Annotated in this window: 13 protein-coding genes; 7 read left to right on the plus strand and 6 right to left on the minus strand. The window is 73.2% G+C overall.

Annotated elements, in window-relative coordinates; all coding sequences use genetic code 11:
• The first annotated feature begins 102 nt into the window (after positions 1–102).
• On the plus strand, positions 103–1,719 hold the full coding sequence (locus tag FLV34_RS22365; RefSeq protein ID WP_142648925.1) for a glycoside hydrolase family 10 protein: 1,617 nt from the start codon (positions 103–105) through the stop codon (positions 1,717–1,719).
• 169 nt (positions 1,720–1,888) lie between these two features.
• Entirely contained in the window at positions 1,889–4,099 is a 2,211-nt protein-coding gene (locus FLV34_RS22370) for a hypothetical protein (protein WP_147943976.1), read from the plus strand.
• 51 nt (positions 4,100–4,150) lie between these two features.
• On the opposite strand, the gene FLV34_RS22375 is transcribed toward FLV34_RS22370, so the two are convergent.
• Positions 4,151–4,702 (minus strand): HIT domain-containing protein, encoded by a 552-nt coding sequence (locus tag FLV34_RS22375; RefSeq protein ID WP_221889943.1) that lies wholly within the window; start codon positions 4,700–4,702, stop codon positions 4,151–4,153.
• Positions 4,703–4,989: 287 nt separating this feature from the next.
• Between FLV34_RS22375 and FLV34_RS22380 the strand changes: the two genes are divergently transcribed.
• On the plus strand, positions 4,990–5,550 hold the full coding sequence (locus FLV34_RS22380) for an Asp23/Gls24 family envelope stress response protein (protein WP_142648922.1): 561 nt from the start codon (positions 4,990–4,992) through the stop codon (positions 5,548–5,550).
• Positions 5,551–5,707: 157 nt separating this feature from the next.
• Here FLV34_RS22380 and thrS read toward each other — a convergent pair whose 3' ends face one another.
• A complete protein-coding gene (gene thrS, locus FLV34_RS22385) occupies positions 5,708–7,684 on the minus strand; it encodes a threonine--tRNA ligase (RefSeq protein ID WP_147943977.1) in 1,977 nt (658 codons plus the stop codon).
• A gap of 184 nt (positions 7,685–7,868) precedes the next feature.
• Positions 7,869–10,169, minus strand: coding sequence for a phosphoketolase (locus FLV34_RS22390; protein ID WP_147943978.1), 2,301 nt, complete (start codon positions 10,167–10,169; stop codon positions 7,869–7,871).
• Positions 10,170–10,256: 87 nt separating this feature from the next.
• Between FLV34_RS22390 and FLV34_RS22395 the strand changes: the two genes are divergently transcribed.
• A complete protein-coding gene (locus FLV34_RS22395; protein ID WP_142648919.1) occupies positions 10,257–10,763 on the plus strand; it encodes a MarR family winged helix-turn-helix transcriptional regulator in 507 nt (168 codons plus the stop codon).
• A 109-nt stretch (positions 10,764–10,872) separates the two neighbouring features.
• On the opposite strand, the gene FLV34_RS22400 is transcribed toward FLV34_RS22395, so the two are convergent.
• From FLV34_RS22400 to FLV34_RS22410, 3 genes are all read right to left on the minus strand, one after another.
• Complete coding sequence (locus tag FLV34_RS22400; protein ID WP_147943979.1) at positions 10,873–11,352, minus strand: TspO/MBR family protein; 480 nt, start codon at positions 11,350–11,352, stop codon at positions 10,873–10,875.
• Between the two features lie 42 nt (positions 11,353–11,394).
• Positions 11,395–11,916, minus strand: a complete 522-nt coding sequence (locus FLV34_RS22405; protein WP_142648917.1) for an RNA polymerase sigma factor — start codon at positions 11,914–11,916, stop codon at positions 11,395–11,397.
• A 112-nt stretch (positions 11,917–12,028) separates the two neighbouring features.
• Positions 12,029–13,111 carry a MerR family transcriptional regulator gene (locus FLV34_RS22410; RefSeq protein ID WP_147943980.1) on the minus strand — a complete coding sequence of 361 codons (1,083 nt, stop codon included), beginning with the start codon at positions 13,109–13,111 and terminating at the stop codon, positions 12,029–12,031.
• Between the two features lie 347 nt (positions 13,112–13,458).
• Here FLV34_RS22410 and FLV34_RS22415 point away from each other — a divergent pair, with 347 nt between their 5' ends.
• The 3 genes from FLV34_RS22415 to plsX are packed head-to-tail and all read left to right on the plus strand — an operon-like array spanning position 13,459 to position 16,968.
• The gene (locus tag FLV34_RS22415) at positions 13,459–14,967 is read left to right on the plus strand and encodes an NAD(P)/FAD-dependent oxidoreductase (RefSeq protein WP_147943981.1); all 1,509 of its coding nucleotides are present in this window, start codon (positions 13,459–13,461) and stop codon (positions 14,965–14,967) included.
• Positions 14,964–15,893 (plus strand): phytoene/squalene synthase family protein, encoded by a 930-nt coding sequence (locus tag FLV34_RS22420; protein ID WP_147943982.1) that lies wholly within the window; start codon positions 14,964–14,966, stop codon positions 15,891–15,893. Before FLV34_RS22415 ends, FLV34_RS22420 begins: the two co-directional genes overlap by 4 nt.
• Position 15,894: 1 nt before the next feature.
• Positions 15,895–16,968 (plus strand): phosphate acyltransferase PlsX, encoded by a 1,074-nt coding sequence (gene plsX / locus FLV34_RS22425; RefSeq protein ID WP_261985865.1) that lies wholly within the window; start codon positions 15,895–15,897, stop codon positions 16,966–16,968.
• The last annotated feature ends 16 nt before the right edge of the window (positions 16,969–16,984 follow it).

Raw genomic sequence — 16,984 nt, forward strand, 5'->3', positions numbered from 1 at the left:
GCCATCGAGGGCAGCCAGCGTGAGAGCCATCCCTGCCTCGTTCGCACACCCCGATCTTCTACACCAACCGGAGCGCGCTCGCACTCAAGAAGGTAGGGCCACGTGACCGAGCGGAGACAGGTCGTCCGCCCGTTGATCGCGACCACCGTCATCGCCGCCGTCGCCGTCGGAGCCGCCTACACGTTCGGCCCCGGCGCTCAGGCCGAGCAGGTCGGCGCGGACAAGGCCGCCGCGAAGGCCGGAAGTACGGCGGCGCCGGCGAAGGCGGCACGGGAGCAGGTCGAGGCGCAGACGCTCACCGCGGCGGGCTCCTGCGCCACCAGCGTGAAATACCCCAAGCGCCAGCTTCGCGGCGTCTGGATCGCCACCGTGCACAATCTCGACTGGCCGTCGAAGCCGGGACTGCCGCCCGAGCGACAGAAGGCCGAATATCTGAAAATCCTCGACAACGCGGTCAAGCGGCGCCTGAACGCGGTGTTCTTCCAGGTGCGGCCCGCCTCGGACGCGGTCTACCGCTCGTCGCTCGAGCCATGGTCGCAGTGGCTCACCGGCACGGCGGGCAGGGACCCGGGCTGGGACCCGCTGCCGTTCCTGGTGGACGAGGCCCACAAGCGCGGCCTGCAGTTCCACGCGTGGTTCAACCCCTACCGGGCGGCCGACTCGGCCACCTCGAAGCTGCCCGCCGGGCACCCGGCGCGCCTGCACCCGGACTGGACCGTCAAGCACGAGGGCAAGCTCTACTACAACCCCGGCCTGCCGCAGGTGCGCGACTGGGTGACCAAGGTCGTGACGGACGTCGTCACGCGCTACGACGTCGACGGCGTCCACTTCGACGACTACTTCTACCCCTACCCCGGCCAGGGGACGCGGTTCGCCGACCAGGCGGCGTACAAGAAGTACGGCAAGGGCCTGACGCTGGCCGACTGGCGGCGGCGCAACGTGAACCAGCTCGTCGCCCAGGTCTCGCAGGCGGTGCACGCGGCCAGGCCGTACGCGGTCTTCGGGATCAGCCCGTTCGGCATCTGGCGCAACAAGGCCGAGGACCCGGCGGGCTCGGCCACCAAGGGCATGTCGGCCTACGACTCGATCTACGCGGACGCCAGGGCGTGGATCAAGGCGGGCTCGGTCGACTACGTGATGCCCCAGCTCTACTGGCCCCGGGGCTTCGCCGCGGCCGACTACACCGTGCTCGCCAAGTGGTGGGCCGACGCGGTGAAGGGCACCGACGTGGACCTCTTCATCGGGCAGGCCCTCTATCGGGTGGGCACCGCCGACACCCCGGCCTGGACCAGGGCGGGCGAGCTGCCCGCTCATCTCACGCTGAACCGCAAATATCCCGAGATCTCGGGCGACGTCTACTTCAGTGCCGCGCAACTGGTGAAGAACCCGCTGGGCGTGCTCGACCGGATCGTGAAGAGCCACTACGCCCGCCCGGCGCTGCCGCCGGTGCTCCGCCAGGGGTCCGCGCCCGCCGCTCCGCGCGGGGTGAAGGCGGCCGGCGGGACGCTGACGTGGCAGGCCCAGCCGGGCGCCCAGTCGTACGGGATCTACCGGGTGACGGGCAAGGACGCCTCCTGCGCCACCGCGGACGCGCGCAACCTGGTGGCCGTCGTCCCGGCGTCCCAGGCCCCGTCGTACGCCGCCGGAGCCCCCGGCACCTACTACGTCACCGCCGTCGACCGCCTCGGCAACGAGAGCCCTGCCACCCGGGCGGCCTGACCTCGGCAGTGCCCCTTGGGGGCCTGCGGGAACGGGCCGGTCGCGGATTGCTGCGCGGCCGTCAGCGGGTCCGGTAGCGTGGTCGCGAGATTTTTCAAGATCACGTACGGGGACTGCGCGTACAGGATTGCGCGACTGGGCTGCGCGTACGAAGACATGGGGGTCGCCGGTGAGTGACACGTGGGTGAGGCGCGCGCTCGTCGCCGTCGTGTTCGGCGTGTCGGTGCTGGCCGCCGCTCCCGCCGCGGCCTCCGGGCTCGCGTCCGGGGCGGCGACCACGGCCGGTGTACGGGCGGCCGAACGGGTGGCCGAACGGGTGGCCGAACGGGTCCCGACGGCGGCCGGTGAACGCGTCGTGCTCGTCGGCATCCCCGGCCTGATGTGGAGCGACGTGACCCCGGCCGGCACCCCGAACCTCTGGCGGCTCGCCGGCGAGTCCGCCCTCGGGTCCCTGTCGGTGCGGGCCGTACGCAAGGACACCTGCCCGTACGACGCCTGGCTCACGGTCTCGGCCGGGGTGCGGTCGGCGGTGGGGGGAGCGTGCGGCATGGCCCCCACTCCCAAGGCCGACGGCGAGGGCGCGGTCGTCCCCGAGTTCTCCTGGCTGTGGGAGGTGCGCGAGCAGGACGCCGCGGGCACGCTGGGGCAGGCCCTGCACGCGGCCGGGCGGACGACGATGGCCGTCGGCCCGGGAGCGGCGCTCGCGCTCGCCGACCGCGAGGGCCGGGTGGACCTCTACGCCCCCTCCCCCGCCGAGGTCACGCAGTGGTCGCGCGGCGACGTGGTCGCCGTGGAGATCCCCGACCTCATCTCCCCGTACGTCTCCGGCGACCGGATGAGCGAGGTGCCCGAGAGCCTGTCCGACGACGCTCGCCGGGCCGCGGCCCGGGCGGCCGACGCGAAGCTCGGGTCGTTCCTGCCGCAGCTCGGACCGGCGACGGTGCTGGTCGCCGGGCTCTCCGACCACGGCTCGGTCCCCCACCTCAGGACCGCCATGCTGCGCGGCCCGGACAGCGGCACCTCCAGCGGCGCCGCGTGGGCGCTCGGCGCCCGGTCCACCCATCGGGACGACATGGTCATCGTCCCGGATCTCACCGCCACGATCCTGGCCAGGACCGGGGTGGCCGCTCCTCCCGTCGTCGTCGGCGTGCCGGTCGAGACCCATGCGGCGGACGGGACCCTGGACGAGCGCGTCGAGGCCCTGCGCGCCGCCGACGTCGCGGGGCAGACGATCCGCGACGCGACCGGCGTCTTCTTCACCTCGCTCGCCATGCTCCAGGTGGTCTTCTACGTCACCGCGTTCCTGCTGCTGCGCCGCCGCGACGGGCTGCCCGCCGTACGGGCCGCCGCCGTGGCGCTCGCCTCGATTCCCGTCTCGACCTACCTGGTCAACCTCACCCCGTGGGCCCGTACGGCACAGCCCGCGGTCACGCTCTTCGCCTCGATCGCGGCGATCGCCGCGGCGCTGACCGTGGTGGCCCTCGCCGGACCGTGGCGGCGGGGCGTGCTCGGCCCGCTGACCGTGATCGCGGCGGCGACCGCGGCCGTGCTGCTCGGCGACCTGCTGACCGGCACGCCCCTGCAGCTCAACAGCCTGATGGGCTACACCGGCGTGGTCGGGGCCCGCTACTACGGCCTGGGCAACATCCCCTTCGCGCTGCTCGCCACGGCAGTGCTGCTCGTCACCACGGCCGCCGCCGACCGGCTGGTCCGAGCGGGCCGCAAGGCCCTCGCGGTGGCCCTGGTCACGGCCCTCGGGGCGTTCGCCATGCTGCTCGACGGCTGGCCCGGGGTGGGCAGCGACTTCGGCGGCGTCATCGCCTTCGTCCCGGGCATCGCGGTCACCGCGCTGATCGTGGCGGGCAAGCGGGTGTCGATCGTCAAGCTGGGCGCCTTCTGCGCCGGAGGCGGCGTCCTGGTGATGGCCATCGCCTACCTCGACTACCTGCGGCCCCCGGCCAGCCAGACGCACCTGGGCCGCTTCGTGGGACAGGTGGCCGACGGCACGTTCCTGCCGGTGATCTCCCGCAAGCTCGGCGCGATGCTCTCCACGCTGCTCAGCCCGAACCTGATGCCCGTGGTGCTCGCCGCGTTCGCGTTCCTCGTCTTCGCGCTGCTGCGGCCGGGGGCGGCGAGCGCCGGCGTGCTGCCGATCGCGTTCGAACGGGCGCCCATGCTCAAGGCGGGCCTGCTCGGCGCGCTCGTGAGCGGCCTGGTCGGCATGCTCGTCAACGACTCGGGGGCCGCGGTGCTGTCCATGGCGCTGGCCCTGGCCGTGCCGCTCGTGCTCAGCGCCGGCATCCGCGCCCTGCAGCACGGCGAGCCCGTCCCGGCCGCCGCCGGATCGCCGGGCACGCCGCCGAGCCCCGCGCCGGCCTGACGCCGTCCGGGCCCTGGCTCCCGGCCGGTTCCGGCCGGTGCCGGGGAGTCGTCAGGAGGCGGCGGGCCAGGCCTCCGCGAGCAGGTCGCGCGTGTCGCGCAGCAGCTGCGGCAGCACCTTGGTGCGTCCCACCACCGGCATGAAGTTGGTGTCGCCGCCCCACCTCGGCACGACGTGCTGATGGAGGTGGGCGGCGATGCCCGCGCCCGCCACACTGCCCAGGTTCATGCCGACGTTGAAGCCCTGCGCCCCGCTCGCCTTGCGCAGCGCCTGCGTCGCGCGCTTGGTGAACTCGGCCAGCTCCGCCGTCTCGGGCCCGTCGAGGTCGGCGTAGTCGGACACGTGCCGGTAGGGGCAGACCATCAGGTGCCCCGAGTTGTACGGATAGAGGTTGAGCACGGCGAACACGGCCGAGCCCCTGGCCACGATCAGGCCGTCCTCGTCGGAGAGCTTGGGAATCTCGCAGAACGGGCAGCCGTCATCCGCGCCGGAGCCGCTGGGCTTGTTCTCGCCCTTGATGTAGGCCATCCGGTGCGGGGTCCACAGGCGCTGGAAGCTGTCGGGAATCCCGGCGCCCGCCTGCTCGATCGGCTCTGAGTCCACGTCCGCGATCTCCTCCGCTCCCGTTGTCCCCGGTGCTGCTGTTGTTCACGGCGCCGCCGTTGTTCACGGCGCCGCCGCCTCCGCGCCGGCGGCACGTGCACCGGCACCGATCTGCACGGTGCTGTGCGCGAAAAACGACACCGGCAGCAGCATATGACCTCGCGGATCTCCTCTCACCGGCCGGGTTGCGCCAGGGCCGCGACCGATATCCGCGGAGGCCGGACGACCTGCTCGATCATGGGGCAGAATGCACCTGCCGGACGCCCAGACCCCCGAGGAGCCGTCACATGAGCGAGGCCGCAGTCGTCGAGGAGCGAGTGGAAGAGCCGACCGGCGCGTACGCCGGGGAGAGCCTCGGCGACCCGGCCGACGTGCCGGCGGAAGCGGCGGCCGATCGGGCGGAGCCGAGGCCGGAGCCTGAGCCGTCCGCGCCGACGCCGAGGCCCGAGGCGCCGACCGCCAACGTGCTCAAGGGCCGGATCAAGGTCGCCGACGAGGTCGTGGAGAAGGTCGCCGCGCTGGCCGCCCTGGAGATCCCCGGCGTCGCCGACCTGGGCGGCGACCTCGAACGCGCCTTTGAATCCGTACGCGACCGCATCGGCGTGGGCTCCAAGCGGGCGACGCAGGGCGTGGCAGCCAAGATCCAGGATCAGCAGGTCTCCATCGACGTGACCATCGTCATCGTGTACGGCCACGTGGTGATGGACGTCGCCACCGAGGTCAAGGTCAACGTCGCCCGCTCGGTGAGCCGGATGCTCGGCATGCACGTGGTCGAGGTCAACGTGACCGTCGACGACGTCCGTCTCCCTGGTGAGGACTCCCCCGCCGAGGCCGCCCAGGCGTCCTGAGCCGGCCGCCCCTGAGACGCCCCGGGCCATGACCGTCCCCGGCCCCGGGGACGCCTCTGGCGCGCGCCGGGAGACCCCCTGGCCGTACTGGCCGTCCCTGCCGGCAACGCGAACGCGGGAGCCCCGGGTGGGGCCCCCGCGTTCTCCGTGTGAGCGGTCAGACCTGGACGCGGCGGCGGACGGCGTCCACGATCTCCTCGATCGCCTGGTCGATCGGCACGGCGTTCTTCTGCTCGCCGCTGCGGTAGCGGAACGAGACCGCGCCCGCGGCGATGTCGTCGTCGCCCGCGAGGAGCATGTAGGGCACCTTCGCCTTCTGGGCGTTGCGGATCTTCTTCTGCATGCGGTCGTCGCTCTCGTCGACCTCGACCCGGATGCCGTGCTCGCGCAGCCGCTTGGCGACGTCCTGCAGGTAGGGCACGTGGGCGTCGGCGATCGGGATGCCGACGACCTGCACCGGGGCGAGCCACGCGGGGAACGCGCCCGCATAGTGCTCGACCAGCACGCCGAAGAAACGCTCGATCGAGCCGAACAGCGCCCGGTGGATCATGACGGGCCGCTGCCGGGTGCCGTCGGGGGCCTGGTATTCCAGCCCGAAGCGCTCCGGCAGGTTGAAGTCGAGCTGGATGGTCGACATCTGCCACGACCGGCCGATCGCGTCCCGGGCCTGCACCGAGATCTTGGGGCCGTAGAAGGCCGCGCCGCCCGGGTCGAGGACCAGCTCCAGCTTCTCGGACTCGGCCACCTCCCGCAGGGTCTGGGTGGCCTCCTCCCAGGTCTCGTCGGAGCCGACGAACTTCTCCGGGTCCTTGGTGGACAGCTCCAGGTAGAAGTCCTCCAGGCCGTAGTCGCGCAGCAGGTCGAGCACGAAGCGCAGCAGCGAGGTGAGCTCATCGCGCATCTGCTCGCGGGTGCAGTAGATGTGCGCGTCGTCCTGGGTCAGGCCGCGTACGCGGGTGAGGCCGTGCACGACGCCCGACTTCTCGTAGCGGTAGACCGTGCCGAACTCGAACAGCCGCAGCGGCAGCTCACGGTAGGACCGCCCGCGCGCCCTGAAGATCAGGTTGTGCATCGGGCAGTTCATCGGCTTGAGGTAGTAGCGCGCGCCCTCCAGCTCCATGGGAGGGAACATGCCGTCGGCGTACCAGTCGAGGTGGCCGGAGATCTTGTACAGGTTGTCCTTCGTGATGTGCGGGGTGTTGACGAAGGAGTAGCCCGCCTCCTCGTGCCGGCGGCGGGAGTAGTCCTCCATCACCCGGCGGATCACGCCGCCCTTGGGGTGGAACACCGGCAGGCCGGAGCCCAGCTCGTCGGGGAACGAGAACAGGTCGAGCTCGGCGCCCAGCTTGCGGTGGTCGCGCTTCTCGGCCTCCTCCAGGAGGTGGAGGTATTCGTCCTGCTTCTCCCGCGACTCCCAGGCGGTGCCGTAGATGCGCTGGAGCTGCGGGTTCTTCTCGCTGCCCCGCCAGTAGGCGCCGCCGGACCGCATGAGCTTGAAGGCCGGGATGACCCGGGTGCTGGGCAGGTGGGGCCCGCGGCACAGGTCCTTCCAGCACAGCTCGCCCGTCTTGGGGTCGAGGTTGTCGTAGATGGTGAGCTGGCCGCCGCCGACCTCGACGTTCGCGCCCTCGGTGGACTCGGCCGCGCCGCCCTTGAGCCCGATCAGCTCCAGCTTGTACGGCTCGGCGGCGAGCTCCTCGCGGGCCTCGTCGTCGCCCACCGGGCGGCGGCGGAAGGTCTGCCCCTGCTTGACGATCTCGCGCATGCGCTTCTCGATGCGCTTGAGGTCGTCGGGGGTGAACGGCTCCCGGACGTCGAAGTCGTAGTAGAAGCCGTTCTCGACCGGCGGGCCGATGCCGAGCTTCGCCTCGGGGAAGATCTCCTGGACGGCCTGGGCCATGACGTGCGCGGTGGAGTGGCGCAGGATGGCGCGGCCGTCGGGGCTGTCGATCGCGACCGGCTCGACCACGTCGCCCTCGGCGACCTCGGTGGCCAGGTCGCGCAGCTCGCCGTTGATCCGGGCGGCGATCACCGACCTGCCGTCGGCGCCGAGCGCCTCCCCGGCCGTCGTCCCCGCCGCCACCACGCGCTCGGCTCCGGCGAGGGTGATGCGTATCTCAAGGGCGGCGGACACGGTGGCTCCTTAGGACAGGTTCGGCGCATGGATCTCGGGGGCCGCGCGCACGCGAGGCGACGGCTCCGGTCGCATCCGATGCTACCGGTGACGCCGCCCAATAATGGCGCGCATCCGCCGCCCCCGCGTGATCTTCCGTGCCGGGCCGGCGGCCGGAGACGGGTCGTCCCTCCGTGAACACGATCTAACAGGGCCAGGTCCAGTCGCGGATCTCGGCGGGGTCCTCGCCGAAGTCGCGGGTGTGGGCGCGGGCGCGCAGGCGGGCGTCGGCCATGCGCTGGCGCAGGTGGGCCGCACGGCTGCCCAGGCCGGGCACCCGGTCGATCACGTCCATCACCAGATGGAAGCGGTCGATGTCGTTGAGCATCGCCATGTCGAACGGCGTGGTCGTGGTGCCCTCCTCCTTGTAGCCGCGCACGTGCAGGTTGTCGTGCCCCGTACGGCGGTAGGTCAGGCGGTGGATCAGCCACGGATAGCCGTGGAAGTCGAAGATGATCGGCTTGTCCGTGGTGAACAGCGCGTCGAACTCGGCGTCGGGCAGGCCGTGCGGGTGCTCGGAGGCGGGCTGCAGCCGCATGAGGTCGACCACGTTGACCACGCGGATCCGCAGCTCGGGCAGGTGCTCGCGGAGCAGCGCGGCGGCGGCGAGGGTCTCCAGCGTGGGCACGTCGCCGGCGCAGGCGAGCACGACGTCGGGGTCGGTGCCCTCGTCGGTGGACGCCCAGGGCAGGATGCCCAGCCCGCGGGTGCAGTGGACGACGGCCTCGTCCATGCTCATCAGGTCGAGCACGGGCTGCTTGCCGGCGACGACGACGTTGACGTAGTCGCGCGAGCGCAGGCAGTGGTCGGCGACCGACAGCAGGGTGTTGGCGTCCGGCGGCAGGTAGACGCGGACGACCTCGGCCTTCTTGTTGGCGACGACGTCGAGGAAGCCGGGGTCCTGGTGGCTGAAGCCGTTGTGGTCCTGGCGCCAGACGTGCGACGACAGCAGGTAGTTGAGCGAGGCGACCGGCCGGCGCCAGGGGATCTTGCGGGAGGACTCCAGCCACTTGGCGTGCTGGTTGAACATCGCGTCCACGATGTGGATGAACGCCTCGTAGCAGTTGAACAGCCCGTGCCGGCCGGTGAGCAGGTAGCCCTCCAGCCAGCCCTGGCACTGGTGCTCGCTGAGCACCTCCATGACCCTGCCGCCCGGGCCGAGGTTCTCGTCGGTCGGCAGCAGTGCGGCCTCCCACTCCTTGCCCGTCGCCTCGTAGACGGCGGACAGGCGGTTGGAGGCGGTCTCGTCGGGGCCGAGCAGCCGGAAGTTCTCCGGGTTGGCCGCGATGACGTCGCGCAGGAACGTCCCGAGGACGCGGGTCGGCTCGCTGGAGGCCGCCGCCGGGGCCTTGACCTCGACCGCGTAGTCGCGGAAGTCGGGCAGCACGAGCGGGCGCAGCAGCTCACCGCCGTTGGCGTGCGGGCTGGCGCTCATCCGCAGCGGCCCGTCCGGCACCGTCCGCGTGATCGCCTCGACCGGCCGCCCGGCGGCGTCGAACAGCTCCTCCGGCCGGTAGGAGCGCATCCACTCCTCCAGCATCGCCAGGTGCGCCGGGTTGTCGCGCACACCGGCGAGCGGCACCTGGTGGGCCCGCCAGGTGCCCTCGACCGGGAGCCCGTCGACCTCGCGTGGCCCGGTCCAGCCCTTCGGCGTACGCAGGATGATCATCGGCAGCGGGCCGCGGTCGGCCAGCTCGTCGAAGACGGTGTCGAGGGTCGCGGCCATGAGCCCGTGCATCTCGGCCGGTTCATGCCCGGAGACGATGTGGGGGCGGTAGCCGTACCCCTCGAAGAGCTTGACCAGCTCGTCCTCGGGGATCCTGGCCAGCACGGTGGGGTTGGCGATCTTGTAGCCGTTCAGGTGGAGGATCGGCAGGACCACCCCGTCGGTGTCCCGGTTGAGGAACTTGTTGGAGTGCCAGCCGGTGGCGAGCGGGCCGGTCTCGGCCTCGCCGTCGCCGACGATGCAGGCCACCGCCAGGCCGGGGTTGTCGAAGGCCGCGCCGTACGCGTGGGAGAGGGCGTAGCCGAGCTCGCCGCCCTCGTGGATGGAGCCCGGAGTCTCGGGGGCGACGTGGCTGGGAATGCCACCGGGGAAGGAGAACTGGCGGAAGAGCCTGCGCATGCCCTCGGCGTCCTGGGTGATGTGGGGGTAGCGCTCGGTGTAGGTGCCTTCGAGCCACGCGTGGGCGACCGCCGCCGGTCCGCCGTGACCGGGGCCGGCGATGTAGATCATGTCCTGGCCGCGCTCCCGGATGATCCGGTTGAGGTGGGCGAAGCAGAAGTTGAGCCCGGGCGTGGTGCCCCAGTGGCCGAGGAGCCGCGGTTTGATGTGCTCGGGACTGAGCGGCTCGGTCAGCAGCGGGTTGTCCATCAGGTAGATCTGGCCGACGGACAGATAGTTCGCGGCCCGCCAGTAGGCGTCGATGTTCCCGTATGCGTCCATGCCCCTGACACTTTCCCAGCGGGAGCGGCCGAACCAGGGTCTTTCGCCCGCAAATCAGCGTGCCGACCGACCGGTAGTCTTGGCCGCATGTCCGGCACCCGTTGGCTCGACGAGGACGAGCAGCGCATCTGGCGTGCCTATCTGCGGACGAGCCAGCTCCTGCAGGAGGCCCTCGAACGGCAGTTGCAGCGCGACTCGGGCATGCCGCACGCCTACTACATGATCCTCGTGGTGCTCTCGGAGTCGCCCGGGCGGACCATGACGATGACGGAGCTGTCCGCCATGCTCCAGTATTCGGTCAGCCGCCTGTCGCACGCCGTCTCCCGGCTGGAGGAGAAGGGCTGGGTGCGGCGGGTCAAGCGGCCGGAGGACCGGCGCACGACCGTCGCCGAGCTCACCGACGAAGGCTTCGCCGCGCTCGCGGAGGCGGCGCCGGGCCACGTCGAGGAGGTCCGCCAGGTGCTGTTCGATCCCCTCACCCCCGGCCAGGTGCGGCAGTTCGGCGAGATCCTCGACACGATCCTGTCCGCCTTCGAGTGCCGGCGGGCCGAGGAGGCCGAGCGCTTCCGCGCGCTCGACGTCACCGCTCAGTAGTGGTCCCCCCAGTGACCACGGCCCGAGGCCACCTCTCCGGCCCGGGGAGGCCGGTAGGAGGTGGTCGGCGGGGGGTGGTCGGCCGGGCGCGGTGCGGGGGGTGGCCGGTTCAGTTCTTCGGGTTGCGCCGCGCGATGGCGGCGTTGAGCGCGGTGGCGAAGACCGTCCACCCGGCGTACGGCAGCAGCAGGAGCCCGGCCGTGCGGTCCTCGCGCAGAAGGCGGCGGGTCAGCAGCGCGTTCGACACGTTGAGCACGAGGATCTCGGCGAGCGCGAGGCGGGGGTTGCGCGCCCTGAAGAACAGTGGCGTCCAGGCCGTGTTGAGCATGAGGTTCGCCGCGAGCGCCCGCCGCAGGGCCGGCCGGGAGCCGTCGTCCGCCCGCGACAGCGCGCGGGCGGAGGCGTAGGCGATCGAGGCGTACAACGGCGTCCAGACCAGGCCGAACGCCTGTGGCGGCGGCTGCCCGGAGGGCTTGCGCAGGCGGGCGTACCAGCCGGAGCGGGCGTCGGTGGACAGGCCGCCTACAGTGGCGGCGGCGGTCACGGCGAGGGCCGTGCCCAGCAGCGTCTTCTTCGATGTGCGTCTCATGGGTCTTCCCTCTGCCCCCGCGACCGCGTTCAAGACGCGTGATCAGGCCGCCGGTCGCAGCAGGGTGGACAGGCGGTGCAGGCCGCGTGCCGTACGCGCCTTGACCGTGCCGAGCGGGACGTGCAGGTGCTCGGCGATCTCCCGCTGGGTCAGGTCTGCGTAGTAGGCCAGCTCGATCGCCTGGCGCTGCACCTGGGGCAGCGCTGCCAGCGCGCGGCGGATCCGGTCGCGGTCGGCGAGTTCGTCGCCGACCATCCGCCCGTCGTGGCCCGTGGGGTCGGGGACCGCCTCCAGCGGCACCGTGGCGGGCGTACGCGCCCGCAGGTGGTCCACCGCCCGGTTGCGGGCGATGCCGAACAGCCAGGCGGGGAGGCTCCGGGCCGGGTCGAATCGGTGGCGGAAGCGCCACACCTCGGTGAAGACGACCTGGAGCACGTCCTCCACGTCCTGGGGTGGCACGAGTCTGTGCAGGTAGGAGCGCACGGCCGGGGAATGCACCCGGTAGCACTCCCCGAGCGCTCCGATGTCCCCCGCGGCTAGGCGGAACTCCAGGGTCTCCTCCATCGGGCCCCCTTCGGCCACAAACCTATTCAAAACCTATTCATAGCTGCCCACGTTCGAAGCGGACAACCATGGGGGCCGAAGGCTGGTTCAAAAACGCATCAAAGGCGCAGAATCACCGCAGAGTGGTCATTACCGCCGAGATGGCGTCACGAAACGTGTTCACCCGGATGACATGCGTAGGCAGGCCGTCCCACCATCCGGGACCGCCGGCCACGACGCGGCAGGCGGGACGCAGCCCCGGCAGACCCGCCAGCGGGGCCGGATCGCCCGTCTCCCGGATCTGCGACCACACGAACACCGCCGCGGGACCGAGACGGCGCATCGCGTCCGCCAGGGCGGCGTACGGCGTGCGCGCCCCGAGCACGCGGGTCTCCACCCCGAGCGCGCCGAGCGCGGCGGCCAGCGCATGGATCGGCAGCGCGTGCTGCTCCTCCTCCGCGCCGGCCAGCAGGACAGGACGGGGATGCACGGGCGAGGGCGCACGCGCCGCGAACCGCGCCAGCGCGGCCTGGAGCCGGTCGGAGAACAGGTGCTCGACGTCGATCCCGGCGCCCGTGTCGCGCTGCCTGCGGGTGACGGCCGCGAACACCGGCAGCACGAGCCGCTCCCAGGTCCACACCACGCCGTACGCGGCCAGCGCCGTGTCCAGCGCCGCGCTCACGGTCGCGACGTCCAGCGCCGCCGCCGCCCGGGCCAGCATGACCGCCGACGGCAGTCCGGGTTCCCCGCCCGCGCGTGCGGCGGAGGCGGGCGGCGCCGCGCTCTCCGGCGGCCTGGAGAGCCCGGACGACCTGGAGAACTCGGACGACCTGGAGAACTCGGACGACCTCGGGGAGTGCGCCTGCGCCGGGGAGTCCGACGGCCCGGGCGGCGTGGCCGTGGTGGGAGCCCTCTCCCGCGACGGCCGCTCCCCGGAGGCGGGCCGCGTCCGCAGCGCCTGCCTGGCGGCGTCGGCCGGCGGCATGCCGGTCCGGATCAGCCGGTTCATCTCCTGCAGACGGCGCAGGTCCGCGTCGTCGTAGCGGCGGTGCCCCCCCGGGCTGCGCCTGCTCGGGCCGATGCCATATCGGAGGTTCCACGTGCGCAGCGTGGACGCGGGCACGCCGAGCCGCCGGGAGACGGCCCCGATGCCGTAGCCCGGTTCCTCGCCGGCACCCGGGTTCTCACCGGCCGCCGGCCCGCCCTCGCGCGTCACGTGCTCACCCCGTCCGGTCGTCGCCGCGGCCCCGCGCGCGGCTCCGTGCCCCTGACCTTGTTTCGGCCCGGGCGCCCGGCACGGATGCAACCGCCGGAGCGGGCGGGCGCGAAAACTCTACTGACGGCGCCGCCGATCACCGTAACGATCCGAGGAGCAGTGCGCATGCCGACGTTGACCCAGCCCGCCGGGGCCGACCTGCTCCCGGGCAAGCGATCCTGCCTCCTGGCGCCGGCGTCCGAGCGGGCGGACCACCCGGGAGCGGCGCCGCCGGACCCGCTTCCGGGGACCGGCGAGGCGCCGGCTTCGGGTGGCTCCGCCGATCCCGCTCCCGATGGGGCGCGCCGATGAGCGCGGGCGGGCCGGTCGTGGTGATCGGCGCCGGGCTGGGCGGCCTGTCCGCCGCGATGCGCCTGGCCGGGGCGGGCCGCGAGGTGACGGTCGTGGAGGCCGTCGACGTGCCGGGCGGCTGCTGCGGCACGGCGGCCCTGGGCCCGCACCGCGTCGACACCGGCCCATCGGTGCTGACCATGCCGGGGGTGCTGGCCGACACCTTCGCGTCCGCCGGGCAGGATCTGGAGCGCTGGCTCCCGCTGCGGCGGCTCGACCCGTACTACCGGCTGACCTTCCACGACGGATCGCGGCTCGACGTGGTGGCGGGGGCCGACGCGATGGCCGAGCGGGTGCGGGCGCTGTGCGGGCCCGAGGAGGCCCGGCGCTACCTGCGGTTCCGGCATCTGCTGGGAGAGCTGTTCGAGGCCGAGTGGAGCACGTTCATCGACCGGGACATGACCCGGCTGGGCGCGCTGGCCCGGCCGTACGCGCTGGCGCGGCTGGCCGCGCTCGGCGGCTTCCGCCGGCTCGACGGGCTCGTGCGGCGTCACCTCACCGACGAACGGCTGATCAGGGCGCACACGTTCCAGGCGCTGTACGTCGGCCTGTCGCCGCGCCGCGCCCTCGGCGTGTACGCGGTGATCGCCCACATGGACACGGTCGGCGGGGTCTACTTCCCCCGGGAGGGCGGCATGCACGCCGTCCCCCGGGCCATGGCCGCCGCCGCGGAGAAGGCCGGGGCGGTCTTCCGCTACGGCGTGCGGGCCACGCGGATCGAGACCGACGGCGCGGGGGTCGTCGCGGTGCGCCTCGACACCGGCGAACGGCTCGCCGCCCGGCACGCCGTGGTGGCCTGCGACCTGGTCCGGGCGCACGGCCGGAAGGGCGGCGACGGCCTGCTGCCGGAGGAGGCGGCCGACTGGCGGCTGCGCCGGCCCCGTTTCTCCCCTTCGTGCCTGGTGGCGCACTTCGCGCTCGACCGGCGCCCGGACGGCCAGGCCCATCACACGCTGCACTTCGGGCGGGAGTGGGAGCCGACGTTCGCGGCGCTCGATGCGGGCAGGCCACAGCCGGACCCGAGCCTGCTGGTGACCTGCGCGGACGACCACGCCCCCGACCCCGGGCCTGATACTCACGGGCGGCACGACCATCGCCCGGCCGTGCTCAGCGTGCTGGAACCCACCCCGAACACCCGCAGCGGCGCCGACTGGGCCTCCCTCACCCCCCGTCTCGTGGACCGCATGACGAGCCGGCTCGCCGACCTCGGATATGGCGATCTGTCCGGCGCGCCCCGGCTGGTGTTCGATCCCCCCGGATGGCGGCGGCGCGGCCACTCGGCCGGCACGCCCTTCGCGCTCGACGCCCGGTTCACCCAGACCGCGTGGTTCCGCCCGTCCGGCGCGGCCCGGCGGGTCCCCGGCCTCCACTTCGCCGGCATGTACACGGCTCCCGGTGTCGGAGTGCCCCCCGTCCTGATCTCCGGCCGCCTGGCCGCCGAACGCATCCTGGAGAGCACCCCATGAGCACCCTGAGCACGCCGTCCCTGGCGTCGGCCGCGACGCTGACGGCCGGCTACGAGCGGTGCCGCAGGCTGCACGCGAGCTACGGCCGCTCGTACTCCCTGGCCACCCGCCTGCTGCCCGCCTGGAAACGGCCGCACGTCCACGCGTTGTACGGCTTCGCCCGCTACGCCGACGAGATCGTCGACTCGCTCGCGATGACCGGCGACCGGGCCGCGGCGCTGGAGCGCCTGTCCTCCCGGCTCGCCGCCGCGCTGGACGGCGACCGCGTCCACGATCCCGTGCTCCCCGCGTTCACGCACACGGTGCGGGCGTTCGGGATCGACCAGGCCGACGTGCGGGCGTTCCTCGCGTCGATGCGCGCCGACCTCACCGTGGACCGGTACGCGACGTACGACGACCTGCTGGGCTACATGGAGGGATCGGCCGCGGTCATCGGGACGATGATGCTGCCGGTGCTGGAGGCCCTGCCGGGCGAGGAGGCACGGGCCCGCGAGCCCGCCCGCCAGCTCGGGCTGGCCTTCCAGCTCACGAACTTCATCCGCGACGTCCGCGAGGACCTGGCGCGGGGCCGCGTCTACCTGCCGCTGTCGGATCTGGACAAGTTCGGCGTGACCGAGGCCGACCTGGCCGCGCCGTACGCCACTCCCGCGGTGCGGGAGCTGGTGGCCTACGAGTGCGACCGCGCCCGCGACCACTACAGGCGGGCCCGTGAGGGGATCGAGCTGCTCGCGCCGTCGTCGCGGCCGTGCATCAGGGCGGCGTACGAGCTGTACGGCGGCATCCTGGACGAGGTCGAGGCGGCCGGGCACGACGTGCTGGCGAGGCGGGCCAGGGTCGGACGGCGGCGCAGGCTCGCGATCTTCGGCAGGCACCTGCTGGCCGCGCGCGCCGCCGCGCAGGCCGAGCTCCGCGTGGGGGTGGCCTGACGTGGCTCCCGGGCAGGAGGCCACACCGGGCGCCCCTGCGAGCGCCACGGCGGGCCCCGGTCCGGTGCCGGGGCCGAGGATCCCCGCCCGCGAGCCGGACGCGGCCTCCCGGCCGGTCGTCGTGGACGCCATGGGCGGAGACCACGGGCCCGCGGAGATCGTGCGGGGCGCGGTCGCGGCGTGGCGGGAGCACGGCGTGCCGGTCGTCCTCGTCGGCCAGGCCGGGGTCGTGCACGCGGAGCTGGCCCGGCTCAGGGCGGCGGGCGAGATCGACGTCGCGCACGCCGCCGACGTCGTCCCGATGACCGAGCGGGGCGCGGGCGCGGTCCGCATGGGAAGCTCCAGCCTGGCCGTCGGCTTCGATCTCGTACGGGAGGGGGCCGGCGCGGCCTTCGTGTCGGCGGGGTCCACGGGCGCCGTGGTCGCCTGCGCGGTCGACCGGCTGGGCACCGCGCCCGCCGTGCTGCGTCCCGCGCTGGCCGTGGCGCTGCCGACGACGGCGGGCGGCGCCACCGTGCTGATCGACGCCGGCGCGACGGTGGACCCGACGCCCGAGATGATCGCCCAGTTCGCGCTGCTCGGGGCGTCGTACGCGCAACTCGTGCTGGGCGTGGCCGACCCGCGCGTCGGGCTGCTGTCGATCGGCGCGGAGCCCGGCAAGGGCAACCGGCTGACCCGCCGGGCCGAGACCCTGCTGCGGGGCCTGCCGCTGCGTTTCCACGGCACCGTCGAGGGCGGCGACGTGCTCACCGGGGCCGTCGACGTGATCGTCACCGACGGCTTCACCGGCAACATCGTGCTGAAGAACGTGGAGGGGACCGTGCGCGCCACGCTCGCCCTCGTGGCGGCGCAGGACGTGGGCGCGACCGACTGCCTCGGGCGGGTGGCGCGGCGCTACGCCCCAGAGACGCACGGCGGCGCGGCCCTGCTCGGGCTCACCCGCACCGTCGTCGTGGCGCACGGCTCCTCCCGCGCCGCGACCATCGCCAGGGCCTGCGTGGTGGCGCGCGACCTGGCCGTGGGCGAGATCGTGGCCCGGCTCGGCGACCGGCTCGCCATCCACCCCGGGCGGTGACCTCCTGCGCTCACGA

This window comes from Microbispora sp. CSR-4 (genome assembly GCF_008033685.1).
Lineage (GTDB): Bacteria > Actinomycetota > Actinomycetes > Streptosporangiales > Streptosporangiaceae > Microbispora.

Coding starts and splice junctions, on each gene's coding strand:
- FLV34_RS22380 (WP_142648922.1), top strand. CDS start 4,990: ATGAGCGAGGCCGCAGTCGTCGAGGAGCGAGTGGAAGAGCCGACCGGC.
- FLV34_RS22390 (WP_147943978.1), bottom strand. CDS start 10,169: ATGGACGCATACGGGAACATCGACGCCTACTGGCGGGCCGCGAACTAT.
- FLV34_RS22395 (WP_142648919.1), top strand. CDS start 10,257: ATGTCCGGCACCCGTTGGCTCGACGAGGACGAGCAGCGCATCTGGCGT.
- FLV34_RS22400 (WP_147943979.1), bottom strand. CDS start 11,352: ATGAGACGCACATCGAAGAAGACGCTGCTGGGCACGGCCCTCGCCGTG.
- FLV34_RS22405 (WP_142648917.1), bottom strand. CDS start 11,916: ATGGAGGAGACCCTGGAGTTCCGCCTAGCCGCGGGGGACATCGGAGCG.
- FLV34_RS22415 (WP_147943981.1), top strand. CDS start 13,459: ATGAGCGCGGGCGGGCCGGTCGTGGTGATCGGCGCCGGGCTGGGCGGC.
- FLV34_RS22420 (WP_147943982.1), top strand. CDS start 14,964: ATGAGCACCCTGAGCACGCCGTCCCTGGCGTCGGCCGCGACGCTGACG.